The 16,715-nt window shown below is 36.1% G+C and carries 9 protein-coding genes; 8 read left to right on the top strand and 1 reads right to left on the bottom strand.

Annotated elements, in window-relative coordinates; genetic code table 11:
- The first annotated feature begins 16 nt into the window (after positions 1 to 16).
- The 8 genes from CHB81_RS19545 (at position 17) to CHB81_RS19510 (ending at position 16,141) form a co-directional block, all read left to right on the top strand.
- A complete protein-coding gene (locus CHB81_RS19545; RefSeq protein WP_089353525.1) occupies positions 17 to 1,060 on the top strand; it encodes a FecR family protein in 1,044 nt (347 codons plus the stop codon).
- Between the two features lie 182 nt (positions 1,061 to 1,242).
- Positions 1,243 to 4,551, top strand: a complete 3,309-nt coding sequence (locus CHB81_RS19540) for a TonB-dependent receptor (RefSeq protein WP_158283884.1) — start codon at positions 1,243 to 1,245, stop codon at positions 4,549 to 4,551.
- A 12-nt stretch (positions 4,552 to 4,563) separates the two neighbouring features.
- Positions 4,564 to 5,931: a RagB/SusD family nutrient uptake outer membrane protein gene (locus CHB81_RS19535; protein ID WP_089353523.1), complete on the top strand. Its 1,368-nt coding sequence runs from the start codon at positions 4,564 to 4,566 to the stop codon at positions 5,929 to 5,931.
- Positions 5,932 to 5,994: 63 nt separating this feature from the next.
- The gene (locus CHB81_RS19530; protein WP_089353522.1) at positions 5,995 to 6,951 is read left to right on the top strand and encodes an ABC transporter ATP-binding protein; all 957 of its coding nucleotides are present in this window, start codon (positions 5,995 to 5,997) and stop codon (positions 6,949 to 6,951) included.
- Entirely contained in the window at positions 6,948 to 9,209 is a 2,262-nt protein-coding gene (locus CHB81_RS19525; protein ID WP_089353521.1) for a Gldg family protein, read from the top strand. Before CHB81_RS19530 ends, CHB81_RS19525 begins: the two co-directional genes overlap by 4 nt.
- Before the next feature lie 14 nt (positions 9,210 to 9,223).
- Positions 9,224 to 12,043, top strand: a complete 2,820-nt coding sequence (locus CHB81_RS19520) for a pitrilysin family protein (RefSeq protein WP_089353520.1) — start codon at positions 9,224 to 9,226, stop codon at positions 12,041 to 12,043.
- A 211-nt stretch (positions 12,044 to 12,254) separates the two neighbouring features.
- A complete protein-coding gene (locus CHB81_RS19515) occupies positions 12,255 to 14,792 on the top strand; it encodes a glycoside hydrolase N-terminal domain-containing protein (RefSeq protein WP_089353519.1) in 2,538 nt (845 codons plus the stop codon).
- 155 nt (positions 14,793 to 14,947) lie between these two features.
- Complete coding sequence (locus tag CHB81_RS19510) at positions 14,948 to 16,141, top strand: aspartyl protease family protein (RefSeq protein WP_089353518.1); 1,194 nt, start codon at positions 14,948 to 14,950, stop codon at positions 16,139 to 16,141.
- A 55-nt stretch (positions 16,142 to 16,196) separates the two neighbouring features.
- On the opposite strand, the gene CHB81_RS19505 is transcribed toward CHB81_RS19510, so the two are convergent.
- Positions 16,197 to 16,700 carry a hypothetical protein gene (locus CHB81_RS19505; protein WP_089353517.1) on the bottom strand — a complete coding sequence of 168 codons (504 nt, stop codon included), beginning with the start codon at positions 16,698 to 16,700 and terminating at the stop codon, positions 16,197 to 16,199.
- Positions 16,701 to 16,715: the final 15 nt, after the last annotated feature.

The raw sequence follows: 16,715 nt of genomic DNA, 5'->3' as shown, positions 1-16,715 counted from the left end.
AAGTAATTATAAGGAGATGAAAAAAGAAATATTCGAAAAATTAGTTGAAGGTTATCTGCAAAATACCCTTTCCCAAGCAGAACTAAATCGACTCATGCAGGAGATAAAATCCGACGAGCATGATGATTTTATAAAAGAAAAAATTTATGCCTTATTACAAGAAAATGTAGCCACCGATAGCATTGACCAGCAAAAAGATGAGCACATCCTAAAGCAAATTTTATCTCAACCTACAGCTATACCTCCAATAATTTCCATACAGCAAAAAAGGAAAAAAAGAAAATCATCTTTGTATTTTATCTATGCCGCTGCAACTATTACAGTGCTGATAGCCCTTGGCAGTGTCTTTTTTTATAAAGAGCAGTCCTCCCTTCCAAGTATAACCATTAAGGAAAATACAATTGCTAAAAAAGACATACTTGCATTTAACGGAAAACAAGTTATACATCTGCCCGATGGAAGTACTATCATTCTTAATGATAACAGTAGTATTGAGTACGATCAAAAAGCTTTTAATGATACAATCAGAGAAGTTACCCTCTTAGGAGAAGCTTATTTTGATATTAAACGAAATGAGAAAAAGCCATTTATTGTACACACTGGAAAAGTAAGTACCAAAGTTTTGGGTACAGCTTTTAATATAAATGCCTATGGAGAATCCGATAAGATCAAAGTTACCGTAGAACGTGGAAAAGTACAAGTTGGAGATACCCAGAAAATATACGGTGTGATTACCCCTAACGAGCAAATTACGGTAAATAAGAACACGCTGGACTTTGAACAAAAGAAGGTTAAGGTTGAAATTGCAACAGCATGGAAAAGTAACTACCTGATTCTTGACAATATCAACATGGAAGAAGCCACTTCTCTTATATCCCAAAAATACAAAGTCTCTATTACACTTTCAAATCAAGATATTAAAAATTGTAGAATAACAGCCAGTTTCCTAAACGATGAAGATCTTGAGCATATTCTTAAGGTAGTATGCAGTGTTATCGAGGCAAATTACCATTATAACTCAAATGGCTCTATTGTCCTGGAAGGAAAAGGTTGTCAGTAAAAAAACGAATACCAAAAAAATTGCCACCTGGCTCCGACACCAGATGGCAGTGAATCTTAATAATTAATCCTAGTAACCATTAAAAAACATGCAAATTTATGAAATTACGCTGTAAAACAACCACGTTTGAAAGGGAAAAGAAAACTTCTTTATTCCGTCTTTCAAAAAAAACTCTAAAGATCATGCGAATCAGTTTATTCCACCTTTTCTTACTGACCTGCGGCACCCATATGGTTTTCGCCAATGAAATGAGTGGCCAGAGTCTTGAAACAATATCCGTTGATGTGGAACTTCACAATCAGGATATAAAAACGCTCTTTAAAAGCATTGAGAAAAAAACCGGATTACTCTTTGCTTACCAGCCGCAGCTTATAAAAGATTTTCCGAAAATAAATACACCCAAAGGCTTTAGGAGTGTAAGTGAAATCTTGACCACTGTATTACAGGGAAGTAATCTGGCATACAGACAGGTGGATAAGAATGTTGTGATCTACAAAAAACAAGAAGCCAGCACATCCTCTGGTTTATCAAAAGCAGAAAATTTATCAGAGAATGAGCGCACACTCACCGGACAAATTTTAGATGAAAATGGAAATCCATTACCTGGTGTGTCTATTTTGCTTGTTGGAAGTAATAAACAGGGCGTTTCTGATTTCGATGGACACTTTTACCTGGACCTGCCTTCTGGAAAACACGTTCTAAAAGTGTCGTATCTGGGATACAAAACCCAGGAAGTCACAATTGAGAATCAAACAAGCATCACCATCAAATTGCAGTCTGATTTAGCTAAATTAGATGAGGTTGTGATCATCGGTTACGGTACAACAACCAAAAGAACCTCTACCGGATCTGTAACTAAAATCACTTCAAGCGATATTGAAAAACAGCCTATAACCAACATCCTGCAAAGTCTTCAGGGAAGAACTCCCGGAGTATTTGTTTCCCAGACCTCAGGTTATGCAGGAAGCAATATCAATATTAGTATTCGTGGAAGAAATTCTATTGCGGGAGATAATTTACCTCTTTATGTTGTAGACGGTGTCCCATATATAGGGGATGATATAAAGGAGCAGGTTCAATCGGATCAAATCATAAGAGGAGCTCAAAAATCTACAAGTCCTCTTAATATTTTAAATCCCAATGATATCGAGAGTATTGAAATCTTAAAAGATGCCGATGCTACTGCAATCTATGGGTCAAGAGGTGCCAATGGTGTAGTGCTTATTACCACCAAAAAGGGAGAATCAGGAAAAACAGTTTTTACCATCAATACCAATTCAGGAATATCAGAAGTAGCTCATCAGATAAAAACACTTGACACCCCAACCTATCTCAATATGTTAAGTACAGCCTTAACTAATAGTAAAGCCAGCCCTAGTAATTTCAGCAATGGAATCGCTCTTACTCAGTGGGATCAAACGGCTCAAACCAACTGGCAGGAAAAATTAATTGGTGGGGCTGCTAACTTTAATGATTTCTCTGCGAGTTTAAAAGGCGGAAGTGAAACTACTAATTTTCTTTTAAGCGCTGCTTATCACAAAGAAACAACCGTTTTACCCGGAGATTTTGGTTATAATAAATTCTCTACCAACTTTAATATCAACCACAGTACCTTAAATAAAAAACTAAAACTAGGAGCCTCAGTGATATTTTCAACCGATCAAAACAAGCTGCCGTTCTTTGATATGACCAATTATGCCGTAAGCACTGCTCCTAATCGTCCCATTTACAATGAAGACGGAACATTATACTGGTCCCCTACCTATTTTACAGACATCAACCCTATAGGTGCTTTGAGCAGAAGTGTAGAAGACAAAGGCAATAATTTAATTACCAGTTTTAGTATTCAATATCAAATAGCCAAAGGCTTCTCTTTTAAAACCGATCTTGGATACGGAAGAGCGCAAATGATATCCAAACAAATTTTGCCAGCCTCAGGAATGAATCATGTCTATTATGAAAACTTTGGTATTGATCTTGACTTCTCCAGAAGCTATACGGTTTCCACCAACAATACCAATAACTTCACCATCGATCCTCAATTAAACTATACCACTGCCTTATGGAAAGGTAATCTTACCGCTTTAGTTGGTGGTTCTTGGCAGAATAGAAAATCCGAAATGCCTTCTTATGTAAGTTCCTCGGGATATAGCTCAGACAACCTCATTGGTATTATGGGTACAGCAACTAATGTTACTGCTTATAATGGTTCTTCTGAATATAAATATGCCTCTATTTTTAGTAGGGTAAATTATAATATTTTAAACAAGTACATTCTTAATGTCAATTTCAGAAGAGATGGTTCATCACGCTTTGGAGCCAACAACCGCTATGGGAATTTTGGTTCAGTAGGTGCTGCTTGGGTCTTTACAGAAGAAGACTTTTTAAAAGGAAACTCTTGGCTTAGTTTTGGGAAGCTTCGCTCAAGCTACGGAGAAGTGGGAAGTGATGCCATAGGAGATTACGGTTACGCTAATACCTATTCAACAAGTACCTACGGGGTTGGAAATGCATCGATGCAGGCAACCAGAATTGCTAACCCAAACTATCAATGGGAAGTAACCAAGAAATTCGAAGCCGCATTAGATTTTGGTTTTTTAAACGACCGTATTTCCTTTAGCGCTGCCTACTATAGAAATTTATCAGGAAATCAGTTGGTCAACGCAACCCTTAGCCCACAGGCAGGATTTACTTCTTATCAGGCAAATTTAGCAGCGGAAGTTGAAAACAAAGGATGGGAGTTTACCCTAAATACAACCAATGTTCACACTAAAAACCTAAACTGGAGTACTTCTTTTAATATTTCAACCAATTCCAATAAACTGTTATCATTTAATAACATTGAAAACTCAAGTTATTACACTACTTATGTTGTCGGAAATCCACTAAGCAGTATCTATTTGTACAATTACACCGGGGTTAATGCCAATGGCGTTTCGCAATTTACAGATGCTAATGGTGATGGAAGAATCTCTTCGGGTTTTGCTCAGACAGGAAATGGGGACCGCCAATATTTTGGAGCTTCTTATCCTAAATACTATGGAGGATTGCAAAACTCAATCAGTTATAAAGCATTCTCTTTGGACTTTTTATTCCAATTTGTAAAACAAAACGGCAGAAACCTAATGTCATTTACTGCTCTACAGCCAGGATATCCATATGGTATTGCCAATTATCAGGTGGATGAATATAATGAATACCTGGCCCAAGGTCATACCCTGCAGTCAAACTACCTTCCTAGTTTTGCAAACTACGCCGGATCAAACGCTACTATAGTTGATGCTTCTTACATCAAATTAAAAAATGTAAGTGCCTCTTATACCATTCCCCTGGATCAAACTACTCGTAATTTCATCCAAAACGTTCGACTTTCCCTGCAAGGACAAAACTTAGTGACTTTTACAAAATATAAAGGTTTTGACCCGGAAACTCAAGGTATCGTTTTACCTCCAATGCGCACAATAACCCTTGGAACTCAGTTTACATTTTAAATCTAAAAGAACATGAAAAATAATTATATAACATATAAATTTATCTTGTCGTTTTTACTTTTGGCAGGGCTTACAAGCTGCGATTCTATGCTTGAGGTTGACCTTCCTAGTAATGAATTATCTTCCTCAACTGTATATGCTTCTGATCCTACTGCTGAAGCTGCTGTAAACGGAATTTATCAAAGTATGGTAACCGACACCTATTACGCCTCTTTACATACTGTTCTGGGGCAAACCTCAGATGAGCTACTCCCTAGTTCACTTCTCTCTGAAGTCTACACCTCAAATGAAATCCCTTCAGAAGACGGAAACATCAATACGATGTGGGGCAGTTTTTACAAAACCATCTACAATGCCAATAGTGTTATTGAGGGAGTTAGCCAGAGTAAAACACTCAGCGCCGTTAAAAGCAAACAGTGGATTGCTGAGGGTAAATTCCTAAGAGCCTACTGCTATTTTTATCTGACTAATTTATGGGGAGATGTTCCTTTGATTTTAACTACAAATGTAGATCAAAGTGCACTGGCTCCACGCACAATTCAAACTGAGGTTTACAATCAGATTGTAACGGATCTGAAAGAGGCCTCCGCTGACCTTCCTGATGATTATGACAATTATAAATCACAAAGAATCAGAGCTACCAAATGGGCTGCAGAAACTTTACTGGCCAGAGTAAATCTTTATCTTGGTAAATGGAGTGATGCCGCAACTAGTGCCTCAGCCGTTATCAGCCAGAGTGGAACTTATAAAATGATTACCGGGCTAACAGACACTAACAGTCCCTTTGTTGCCGATAATGATGAGGCTATATGGCAAATACCTTATTTTAATGTAGATTATTCATACGAAGGAAGTGTTGTATTTACAGATGCAGGAACCTATTTACTAAGAAACGGAAATACGCTCTTTGAAGAAGGTGATGCCAGAAAAGACAACTGGACTATGAGTATAGAAGCCGAAGATGGAAATACTTATTTAGCTCCTAGAAAATACAAAAATGCTTATGATTCAGCCCCAGTAGAACGCTCAACAGTCCTGCGCTTAGCAGAGCTTTACCTGATAAGAGCAGAGGCCAGGGTGAAATTAAATGATATTACCGGAGCCCAACAAGATATCAATGTAATCCGCAACAGGGCTTTATTACCTTCAACTACCCAGGCAAGCCCAGATCAATTATTAGTCTTAATTGCCACTGAGAGACAACGTGAGCTTTTTGCCGAGTTTGGCCATAGATGGCTGGATCTTAAAAGAAGCGGTACAATAGATCAGGTACTTGCAACAGTACCGGGTAAAGTATGGAGCGCCACAGACAGTCTGTACCCTATACCCGATGCTGCTATACGTTCTAATCCCTTTTTGCGCCAAAATACAGGATACTAAATAAAAAATAACCCAAGAATGTTTTTTCAGTGAAAAAACATTCTTGAGGTTTTAAAATTCACTATGGAAACAACAATTGTAAGAGTTGAGGATTTGTCACATCAATACAGCAAGGATTGGGCAATACAAAATATAAGTTTTGAAATCAAAGAAAATAGAATATTAGGATTATTAGGATCAAACGGAGCAGGAAAATCTACAACGATGAATATTCTGTGCGGGGTTTTAAACCAAACCAAAGGCAATATTTTTATCGATGGAATTAATTTAAAGGAAAATCCGGTAGAGGCTAAAAAACTTATTGGTTTTTTACCGCAAACACCGCCTTTACATCTGGATTTAACTGTAAATGAATATTTAATTCACTGTGCCCAATTACGTCTTGTAAAAAAAGAAGATTTAAAATATGCCGTTGAAAAAGCAAAAGAGCAATGTGGAATTGCACATTTTAGCAACCGTCTCATTAGAAACCTCTCAGGAGGTTACAGGCAACGTGTAGGTATTGCCCAGGCAATTATTCATGAGCCAAAACTAGTGGTACTCGATGAGCCAACCAACGGATTGGATCCCAATCAGATATTAGAAGTTCGAAACTTAATTAAAAAAATCTCTAAAGATAAAGCCGTAATATTCTCCTCGCATATTCTCTCTGAGGTTCAGGCTACGTGCCAGGATATCAGAATGATTGAAAATGGACATATGGTTTTTGCCGATACCCTTGAGGCTTTTAATAATTATATTCAGGCAAATACACTAACGGTAAGATTTGAAGCCCCTCCTCAGATCAGAACAATAAGAGATATCCCTGAAGTTACAGATGCTGTATTTCTTACTTCAAATAAAATACAGATCACCTTTACCGGTACACAGGAAATTGCTGAAAAAATAGTAGCCCTTAGTGTTTATAACAACTGGAAGTTGCGTGAAATTCAATTCGAAAAAGTATCTCTGGATGAAATTTTTGCACAATTATCTAAAAAAGCACCTTCTAAAAACTCTACTCTAAAAAAAAATAAATGAAAACAATATATAGATTAGCTAAAACAGAACTGAGCACCATGTTTTACTCCCCTGTTGCATGGGTAGTTTTAGTTATTTTTTCCATCCAGTCGAGCTGGAAATTCTTCGATTCGATCGAACGTTTCGAAAAAGCCCAAAAACTGGGGATGACCTTAGAGAATTTATCACAGACTGTTTTTTCAGGTTTTAGCGGGCTCTACACTGAGATGCAAAATTATTTATACCTCTATGTCCCACTTTTGACAATGGGACTGATAAGCCGAGAAATAAACAGTGGTTCAATCAAACTCTTACTCTCTTCTCCTATAAAAATTAAAGATATTGTACTGGGAAAGTTTTTAGCCATTGCCAGTTATTGTCTTTTATTTATGGGTATTCTGGGCATTCTGGCACTTTATGCCTACTTCTCTATTGACAACTTAGACATAAAATTTGTTCTCTCGGGCCTTATTGGATTGTATTTATTAATTTGTACCTATGCCGCAATAGGGCTTTTCATGTCTTGTCTTACCTCCTATCAAGTCGTAGCGGCAATCAGTACTTTGGTTGTTTTGGCGGGTTTAAATTTCATTGGAACCTTATGGCAGGGTGTCGATTATGTAAAAGATATTACTTATTTCCTTTCTATTGCCGGTCGTGCTAACGAAATGATCGAAGGACTTATCATAAGTAAAGATGTATTTTATTTTATTTTGGTAAGCAGTCTTTTCATTGGACTGAGCATTTATAAACTGCAAACCGGAAGAGATGCACAGACCACTTCTAAACGTGTTTTAAAATATACGGCCCTGGTAAGTTTGGTTTTGGCACTGGGCTATATAACCTCAAGGGCCCCGCTGACTTTTTATTGTGATATGACCCATACAAAAAGCAGAACACTCACACAAAACAGCCTTGAAGTCGTAAAAAAAATAGAGGGGCCAATAACCATAACTACCTATGTTAACCTCTTGGATGTAAACTATTTTTTAGGGCTTCCAGTCTCGCAGAACCAGGATATTTCAAGTTTTGAAAAGTACTCGCGTTTTCTGCCTCAAATTAAAATGGATTATGTGTATTATTATGATAGTTCCAATAATGTCGAACTATACAATCAAAATCCGGGATTAAATGACAAACAGCTTGCTCAGAAAATGGTGGAAACACAAGACCTAAAGCTAAAAAAATTATATACACCGGCAGAAATCAGCAAAATAATCAATTTAAAACCGGAACAAAACAGAGTCGTGAGAATCGTTGAGTACAATGGTAAGAAAACATTCCTGAGGATTTTTGACGATATGTTTAAAATACCAATGGAAAAAGAAATTTCTGCCTCATTAAAACGCCTTGTTGTGTCTCCTGTACAAATTGTGTTTGCCACAGGAAATATGGAGCGCAGTATAGATAAAAAGGGAGATAAAAACTATAAGACAGGCTTTAATGAAATATCGTTCCGATATTCTTTAATCAATCAGGGATTTGATGTTTCCTCAATAGATATCAATGCACAGAATATTCCTGAGGAGACCTCTGTTTTAATTATCGCTGACCCTAAAACGGAATTAAGTCAAGGGGCAATTAATCGTATCAACAACTATATTGATCAGGGAAAAAACGTAATGATTCTGGCAGAACCTGAAACCAACAGCGCTTTGGCAAAGATCACACAAAAATTAGGCGTTAGTTTTACCAAACAATCCATAGTACAGCAAAGTGCAGAAAATGCCCCTGATTATTTGGTAACCCAAATGGCAAAAGCCATCGATACAAGCATCATAAAATTAAATAAAAATGATAATCCGATTCCGCTTTTAGGTGCCAGTGGAATTAAAATCGATTCGATAACCAATTTTAAAGTAACAACATTATTACAAACCAATAATTTACCCGCCTGGGAAGCGCCTTTGGGTATTAATACCATACCTGAAGAACTCAAAAAAGAATCCTCTTTAACTGGGGTCCCACTCGTGACTGCGCTCACTAGAAATATTAAAGGAAAAACGCAGAAAATAATTCTTTCAGGGGACGCTGATTTAATGGGGAATGCTGAACTCAGCCGTGGCGGTTCGGGTACCTTTCAATTTGTTACCGACATTTTTAGATGGTTCAGTAATTACGAGTTTCCAATTGATACAACACGTCCCAAAAGTGTTGACAACCTTATAACAGTAAATGCAAACCAGATTTTTTTCAGTAAAATTATATTCATTGGCATTTTCCCTTTACTGATCATCCTAAGTGGAGCTTTTATACTCATTAGAAGAAACAGAAGATAACAAATACAAGAAACATGTATAATTCACATAAAAAGCAAATCATAAACGCGATGATGATCTTATCTTGTCACGTTATGTTTTCTCAGTTCAAAACCACCATTGCCTTAGATAAAAATGTTACTACAGGCAAACTTAAAAACGGATTAACGTATTACATTCTCCATAACGAGGAACCAAAGGACAGGGCGAGTTTTTATTTTGTTCAAAATGTGGGTGCCATATTAGAAGAAGACAACCAAAATGGACTTGCTCATTTTCTCGAACATATGGCCTTTAACGGAACAGAACATTTTAAAGGTAAAGGAATCATTAAAATGCTGGAAAAAAACGGAGTGAGTTTTGGAAAAGACATCAACGCCTATACCGCCCAGGATGAAACCGTTTATAATATCAGTGGTGTTCCGGTAAACAATGAAAAACTCATTGATTCTACGCTTTGGGTATTGCACGATTGGTCTGGCTCTCTTTCGCTTAGCAACGAAGAAATTGATGCTGAAAGAGGTGTCATCACAGAAGAATGGAGAACAAGAAGAACCAGCGGTTTTCGTTTAAAAAACCAAACGGACCAAATCTTATACAAAGGATCAAAATACAGTAAACGAGATGTTATTGGTGATTTGAATATCATTAATAATTTCAAATATCCAGAACTTAGAAACTACTATAAAAAATGGTACAGACCTGATTTACAAGCCGTAATTATAGTGGGAGATATTGACGTTAAAGCTATGGAGGAAAGGATTAAAACCATATTCTCGAATATACCTTTGGCAAAAAAAGCAACGCCGCGCAAGTACTACGATATCCCTAAACATAATGAATTGTATTTTGGAACCGCAAGCGATAAAGAAGCAGTAAATACACAGATCACATTACAATATGTGCTCGATGAGCCAATGGTTAAAGATTCAATCCTTACCCGAAAAAATGTAATGAACTCTTTTTATACCAGTATACTTAACAGCCGCTTAAAAGAGCTATTGCTGAAAAATCAAAAATCAAGCCTGAATCTAAAAGCTTATTTTGAACCGATTTCAAGATTAAACACCTCTTTCAACCTCTCGGCTACAGCTCAAAAAGACCAGCTGTTAGAGTCTTTTGAAGAGGTCTATACCGAAGCGGAACGTTTGAAAAGATACGGCGCAGTTCCGGCAGAATTAGACCGTATTAAAAAAGATTTTATAAGTTCTTATGATGACTTTCTTAAAAATAAAGACAAGGTAGACAGCGATAGCTGGGCCGATAAACTAACGGGGTACTTTTTAAAGGCAAAACCTTTTCTTAGTCCTGAGGATGATTATAATCTTGTAGTGGGAATTATAAAAAATTTATCATTAGAAGAATTAAACAACTACCTAAAAACAATACAACAAAACACTAATCAGGTAGTTTTAGTTACGGGTTCTGACAAAGACAAAAATGAGTTCCCTACAAAACAAGCCGTTATCGATGTGATGAAAAAGGTAGAAACGATGCCTTTAGCCCCTTATAAAAAAGAGGTCAATAATGATCCTTTAATACAAAAAGAGCTAAAGCCAGTTAGAATTAAAGAAAATTTCAACGTCCCTGAGCTAGCCGATGCAAAAGGATATATACTGGAGAATGGAGCTAAAATAATCATTCTTCCAACAAATTATTCTCCAGATCAGGTCCTTTTTACCGCTTTTGGCAAAGGAGGTAAATCTTTAGTAAAACAGGAAGATTTAGCCTCTGCTGAAATTGCAACTACCCTTGCAAGATCTTCCGGACTTAGTAATTTTGATACAACCGCTTTAAAGGAAAAACTAACTGGCAAAGTAGCAAAAGTAAGTCCCTATATTACAGAGAACACCCAAGGATTCCAGGGAAGTTCAAATGGACAAGATTTCGAGACCATGCTACAATTGCTTTATCTTTCTTTTCAAGCGCCCCGTTTTGATGTTAATATCTATGATATCTTAAAAACACAATATAAAAATCGTTTGGAAAATCTCAAAGAGGATAACGATAATGCATTTAACGATACTGTAGCTTTGGCTAATTCAAATCACAACCCGCGTACCTTCATTTTTAATAAAAAATTCCTTGAGAATATCAATTTACAAAAAGCAGAAAAAATCTACAGAGACCGCATTAGAAATGCTGCCAATTTCACTTTTGTTTTTGTTGGAAACATCCCGGAGTCTGCTCTTGGATTAATACAAAAATACATTGGAAATATCCCGTCTGATCTTACGGTCACCTCATCCTTTACAGATCATAATCTCGAGCCTAAAAAGGGTAAAACAGTGGTTCATTTTAAACGCAAAATGCAAACACCTAAAAGTACTGCCTATTTACATTTAACGGGAAAAATACAGTATAGTGAAGAAAATGCCATCGGAATGTATATCATCGGAGAACTGTTATCAAAACGTTTTCTGCAGACCATTCGTGAGGAAGAAGGAGGAAGTTACGGTGTAACTGTTAAAGGAAGCCTACAAACACTTCCTAGCTCCCGTTATGATCTTAGCCTTAGTTTTGACTGTAATCCAGAGAAACAACACAAACTAATGCAGATTGTCTACAAAGAACTCGACGATCTTAAATCAAAACCAGCCAGTGCCAGTGACTTGGAAGATATCAAAAAAGCCATTATAAAAAACAGGGAAGAATCAATCAAGACCAACGCCTATTGGGGAAGTATCATTTATAATATCAGTATGAATCAAATACCCAATATGCAGGACTCTGATTATAAAAATTTAATTTCAAAAATTAATCAAAAAACTATTCAGCAATTAAGTAAGCATGTCTTGGATAGTTCCAGCAGCGTTGAAGTAATTATGGATCCGGATATACCGGAGAATAATTAGTTTAATTTTATTTTTATTTTATTAGTCATTAAAGGTTGTCAATTTCCGGACAGCCTTTTCTGATTTTAATCTGTCAAAATTCCGAAACATCACTTAATCAAACGAATAACTCTGAAAACATTACTTATTTGTCATTTAAAACTGAATTTCGACTCAAGCAATATTTAAAAAAAACGTATACTTGTAGTCATTCTAACCATTATATATAATTATGAGTCTGCTACTAAAATTTCATTCCTATAATGTATTGCTTTTACCAAAATTGCAATCGGTAAGTCTAACCACCTTTCTCCTATTTTTGCCTCTTTTCTTTTCAATTTCCCCTGTACTGGCACAGTATCATGATAATATACTTCGCTATAATACACCCGCAGTTAATTGGTTTGAAGCGCTTCCATTAGGCAATGGAAGACTCGGAGCAATGTTATACGGCGATCCAGTAAATCAAACAATCCAGCTCAATGAGGGGACTATTTGGGGCGGTGGGCCCTATCGTAATGATAATACGCTAATGCTAGGATCTCTGGAGAAAATCAGGGAGCTTATTTTTAAAGGGGATTTTGCTCGGGCTGAAGAACTTGCCTGCCAAAAAATGATTACCCAAAAAGCACATGGTATGCCTTATCAAACGGCTGGTGAATTACATCTTCACTTTCCGGGTCATGAAAATTATACCCATTACAAACGTCAACTCAGTTTGGATAATGCTGTGGCTCTTGCATCTTATAAAATTGGTGAGAATACTTATACTACCGAAACCTTTACCTCATTTACAGATCAGGTAATTGTTATGCATATCATTGCTTCTACTCCTGGAACTTTAAATTTTAGTGCCTTCACTAACAGGGATTCTCCCATAAATTATAAAACGTACGCCAATGATCAAATCGGCATGTCGGGTATTACATCTAATCACGAGACAATAGAAGGAAAAGTTGCATTTGAAACACGTCTGAAAATAATTTCAAAAGGAGGAAAAGTTGACGTATCGGGTACTACTCTGGAAGTTTCTAATGCCGATTCTGCTATACTATATATTTCTATTGGTACTAATTTTAAGTCTTACAATGATCTTTCCAATAATGCGTCTCAAAAAGCAGAAAAATTCTTGGCACTCGCGCTCAAAAAAGATTATCAAAAACTCAAGAGTGATCATATTGCATACTATTCCAATTTATTTGGCCGAGTAGCCTTAGATTTGGGTACCACTGAGCAAACTACCAAACCCATAGATCAAAGAGTAAAAGAATTTACATCTACTGATGATCCACAACTCGTTGCTTTATATTTTCAGTTTGGAAGGTATTTATTAATATCCTCCTCTGAGCCTGGGGGGCAACCCAGCACTTTACAAGGTCTTTGGAACAACGAGCTTTTTCCTGCATGGGATAGTAAATACACCATTAACATTAATACAGAAATGAACTACTGGCCGGCCGAGGTAACCAATTTAGCAGAAATGCATCAACCCTTAATGGATATGATAAAAGACCTTTCTATAACTGGGAGACAAACAGCCCGCTCCATGTATAACTGCAACGGCTGGGTGGCACATCACAATACTGATATTTGGCGTTCAACCGGAGCCATAGATGGTCCCACTGGTATATGGCCAATGGGTTCTGCGTGGCTTTCTCAGCACCTCTGGGAAAAATATGCCTACAATGGAGATAAAAAATTCCTAAAATCGGTTTATCCAACCCTTAAAGAAGCCTGCCTCTTCTACCTTGATTTTCTTGTAGAAGAACCCACTCACAAATGGCTTGTAATCTCACCCTCTGTTTCTCCTGAAAATGCACCTTATTCAGTAAGAAAGCAGTGGAAGGTTATTACAGCAGGTGCTACGATGGATAATCAACTTATATTCGATCTTTTTTCTAAAACAATTAATACAGCTAAAATACTTGGTAAGGATAATGAATTTGTAAATACTTTGCTCCTTACACGAGACAAACTAGCTCCAATGCAAATTGGTCGATTTGGCCAATTACAGGAATGGCTCGAGGATTGGGACAATCCCGATGACCATCACAGACATGTGTCTCATTTGTATGGATTATTCCCTTCAAACCAAATTTCTCCCTACAGAACACCAGAACTCTTTGGTGCAGCAAAAACATCACTATTGCATCGGGGAGATCCATCCACGGGATGGTCCATGAATTGGAAGATAAATCTTTGGGCAAGATTACTCGATGGCGACCATGCACTAAAATTGATCAAAAACCAAATTACCCCTGCAAAACTACCTGTTGCGGGTGAAGACTCTGAGGCTGGTGGAACCTATCCTAATCTAATGGATGCCTGCCCTCCATTTCAGATTGATGGAAATTTTGGATTTGTTTCGGGTATTTCAGAGATGCTTTTACAGAGCCACGATGGTGCTATTCATCTTCTTCCCGCCTTGCCAGAGCAATGGAAAAATGGACAGGTCAAAGGATTGCGTGCCAGAGGAGGTTTTGAAATCATTGATATGACTTGGAACAATGGAACACTTAAAAACCTTAAAGTAAAATCACTTTTAGGAGGTAATTGTCGTATACGAAGTTATGTCCCTCTTAAATCTTACAATGTATCTATAAAAGAAGTTGCTAATACATCTGAGAATAGTAATCCGTTTTTCAGCGTACCTAAAATACCAACTCCCATTTTACACAATAATTTAAATGAATCTCAAGATTTGAAAAATGTTTATGTCTATGATGTAACAACAACTATAGGACAAATTATCTCTCTTGAATCTAAATAATTTGACACAATGAAACAACACTGAAAATTGAGTTCTACGCGAAGTATCAATTTTAGTTCAGTAGAAAAAAATATTCAAACCTATAATTTTATCAACTCGCATCACTATTTGTGTAATTTTGAAGAAGCTTCTCTAGAATTAAATCAACATCAATTATGAATTGTAAACAAATCTTTCTGCTCATTGTTTCTTTACTTATGGTAACCGTTAGTTTTGGTCAAAAATCAGATTTTAAAAATGGTACTATTTTACAGAAAAATTTCTGTGATACTATTCCTTTTGAGTTTGTAAAAAATAAAATAATTATTGCTGTTAAAGTAAATGGTGTAGATAAACGATTCATATTCGATACAGGTTCAGTACTGGTAATTTCAGAAGAAATACAAAGCACTATGAATTATATAAAACTTGGTTCTGCAGCTGTAGATGATGTAAACGGAAAATCAAGTGATTCAAAAATAGTGAGTGTAAAAAAATTACAAATAGGCAAGCTAACATTTCAAGATATTCCTTCCCTTGTAATTAATACTCAAAAAAGTTATCCCCTAAATTGCCTTAATATTGATGGCATAGTGGGAAGTAATTTGTTTAGAAATTGTATCGTCAATATTGATCTGAAAAAGAAAGAGATTGTTTTAACTGACAACTTACAAAAACTAGCCTTGCAGAATCCTTACCAAACCCCAATTTCAATAAATCAAATAGGAAAGCCTTATATAAAAATAAACTTAAGCAATGAAATAAGTTTTGAAGCACTTTTTGATAGTGGTGCAGACAAATTTATAAGCCTCTCGAGTAAAATATTGGACAAGGTTATTAAAAAAGGTACTGCAAAGATCCTAAATGAAGGTTTTGGAGTAACATCAATTGGTATAAATGGCAAGATAGAACCTGAAAAAAAGAATAGGGTTTTAATCAATCAAATAAAATTTGGCGATGCCCAAATTAATAATATAATTACAATTCAATCAGAAAAAACAAAAAATGCAATTGGAATGCAACTTGCCCAATATGGAACAATTACACTGGATTTTATCAATAAAGTTTTTTACTTTGTTCCTTTTAAACAAATTCAAAATTATGAAAATCAGCGAACCTTTGGTTTTAAAGATACAACCGAAGAAACTTTTTATTCAATTGGTATTGTTTGGACCAATACCCAAGCTGAAAAAATTGGATTAAAAAATGGATTTCAGATCCTAAAAATCAATAACCAAGACCTTACAACCAGAACTCCTGAGAATGATTGTATTCTCTTTTTAGAAGACTTTTATAAAAATTCTAAGCTCAATTTGACATATAAAAATGATAACGGAGAAGTTAAATCTGTAGAACTAATTGAACAATAAATTTAAGCTTCCCAGAATAAAAAATAAGTTTTTGCTCTAGTTTATCCCTCTTAATTTAATTTGATAGCCAATTTTTAAATGCTTTAACTATGTAGGGCATTAAAATAAAATTCATACATCCTGAGATAAGCACAGCAGTAACAATACCTTCCCAAAAAAATGACAGGTATTGGACCAAGATGGGCATTATTAAAGTAATTGGGTACACAGCAATGAAGGTTATCGTCCACTGCTTCCATTTTTTCACCTCTTTAAAATTGCTATACCAGAAATTATTCCATTGCTGTACAACTTCTTCCTTCTCTGTCATCCAAGTAGTATCTGAATCTTCCAGCATAATACGCCTGAAATCCGATTGCATCCATTGCTGTGCTTTTTCACGAGAATCAAACCGTAATATGATGTAATGATGATCATTGTTATTAATGGGGTATAGAACCGTTGTGCTTAAATACCCATTAAAAGAACGAATCACAGAATCCATTTTTTCCTTCCATATTTCAAAGGTATCCGAATCATTAGTACTTATTTTATAATGTACCATCAAAATTGCATTCATCTTTTATTTTCCATT

Origin of the sequence: Flavobacterium sp. ov086 (assembly GCF_900187965.1) — a bacterium.
GTDB lineage: Bacteria > Bacteroidota > Bacteroidia > Flavobacteriales > Flavobacteriaceae > Flavobacterium.
Note: the sequence above shows the minus strand (reverse complement) of the source record. Positions and strands in the feature narration are given on the sequence as shown.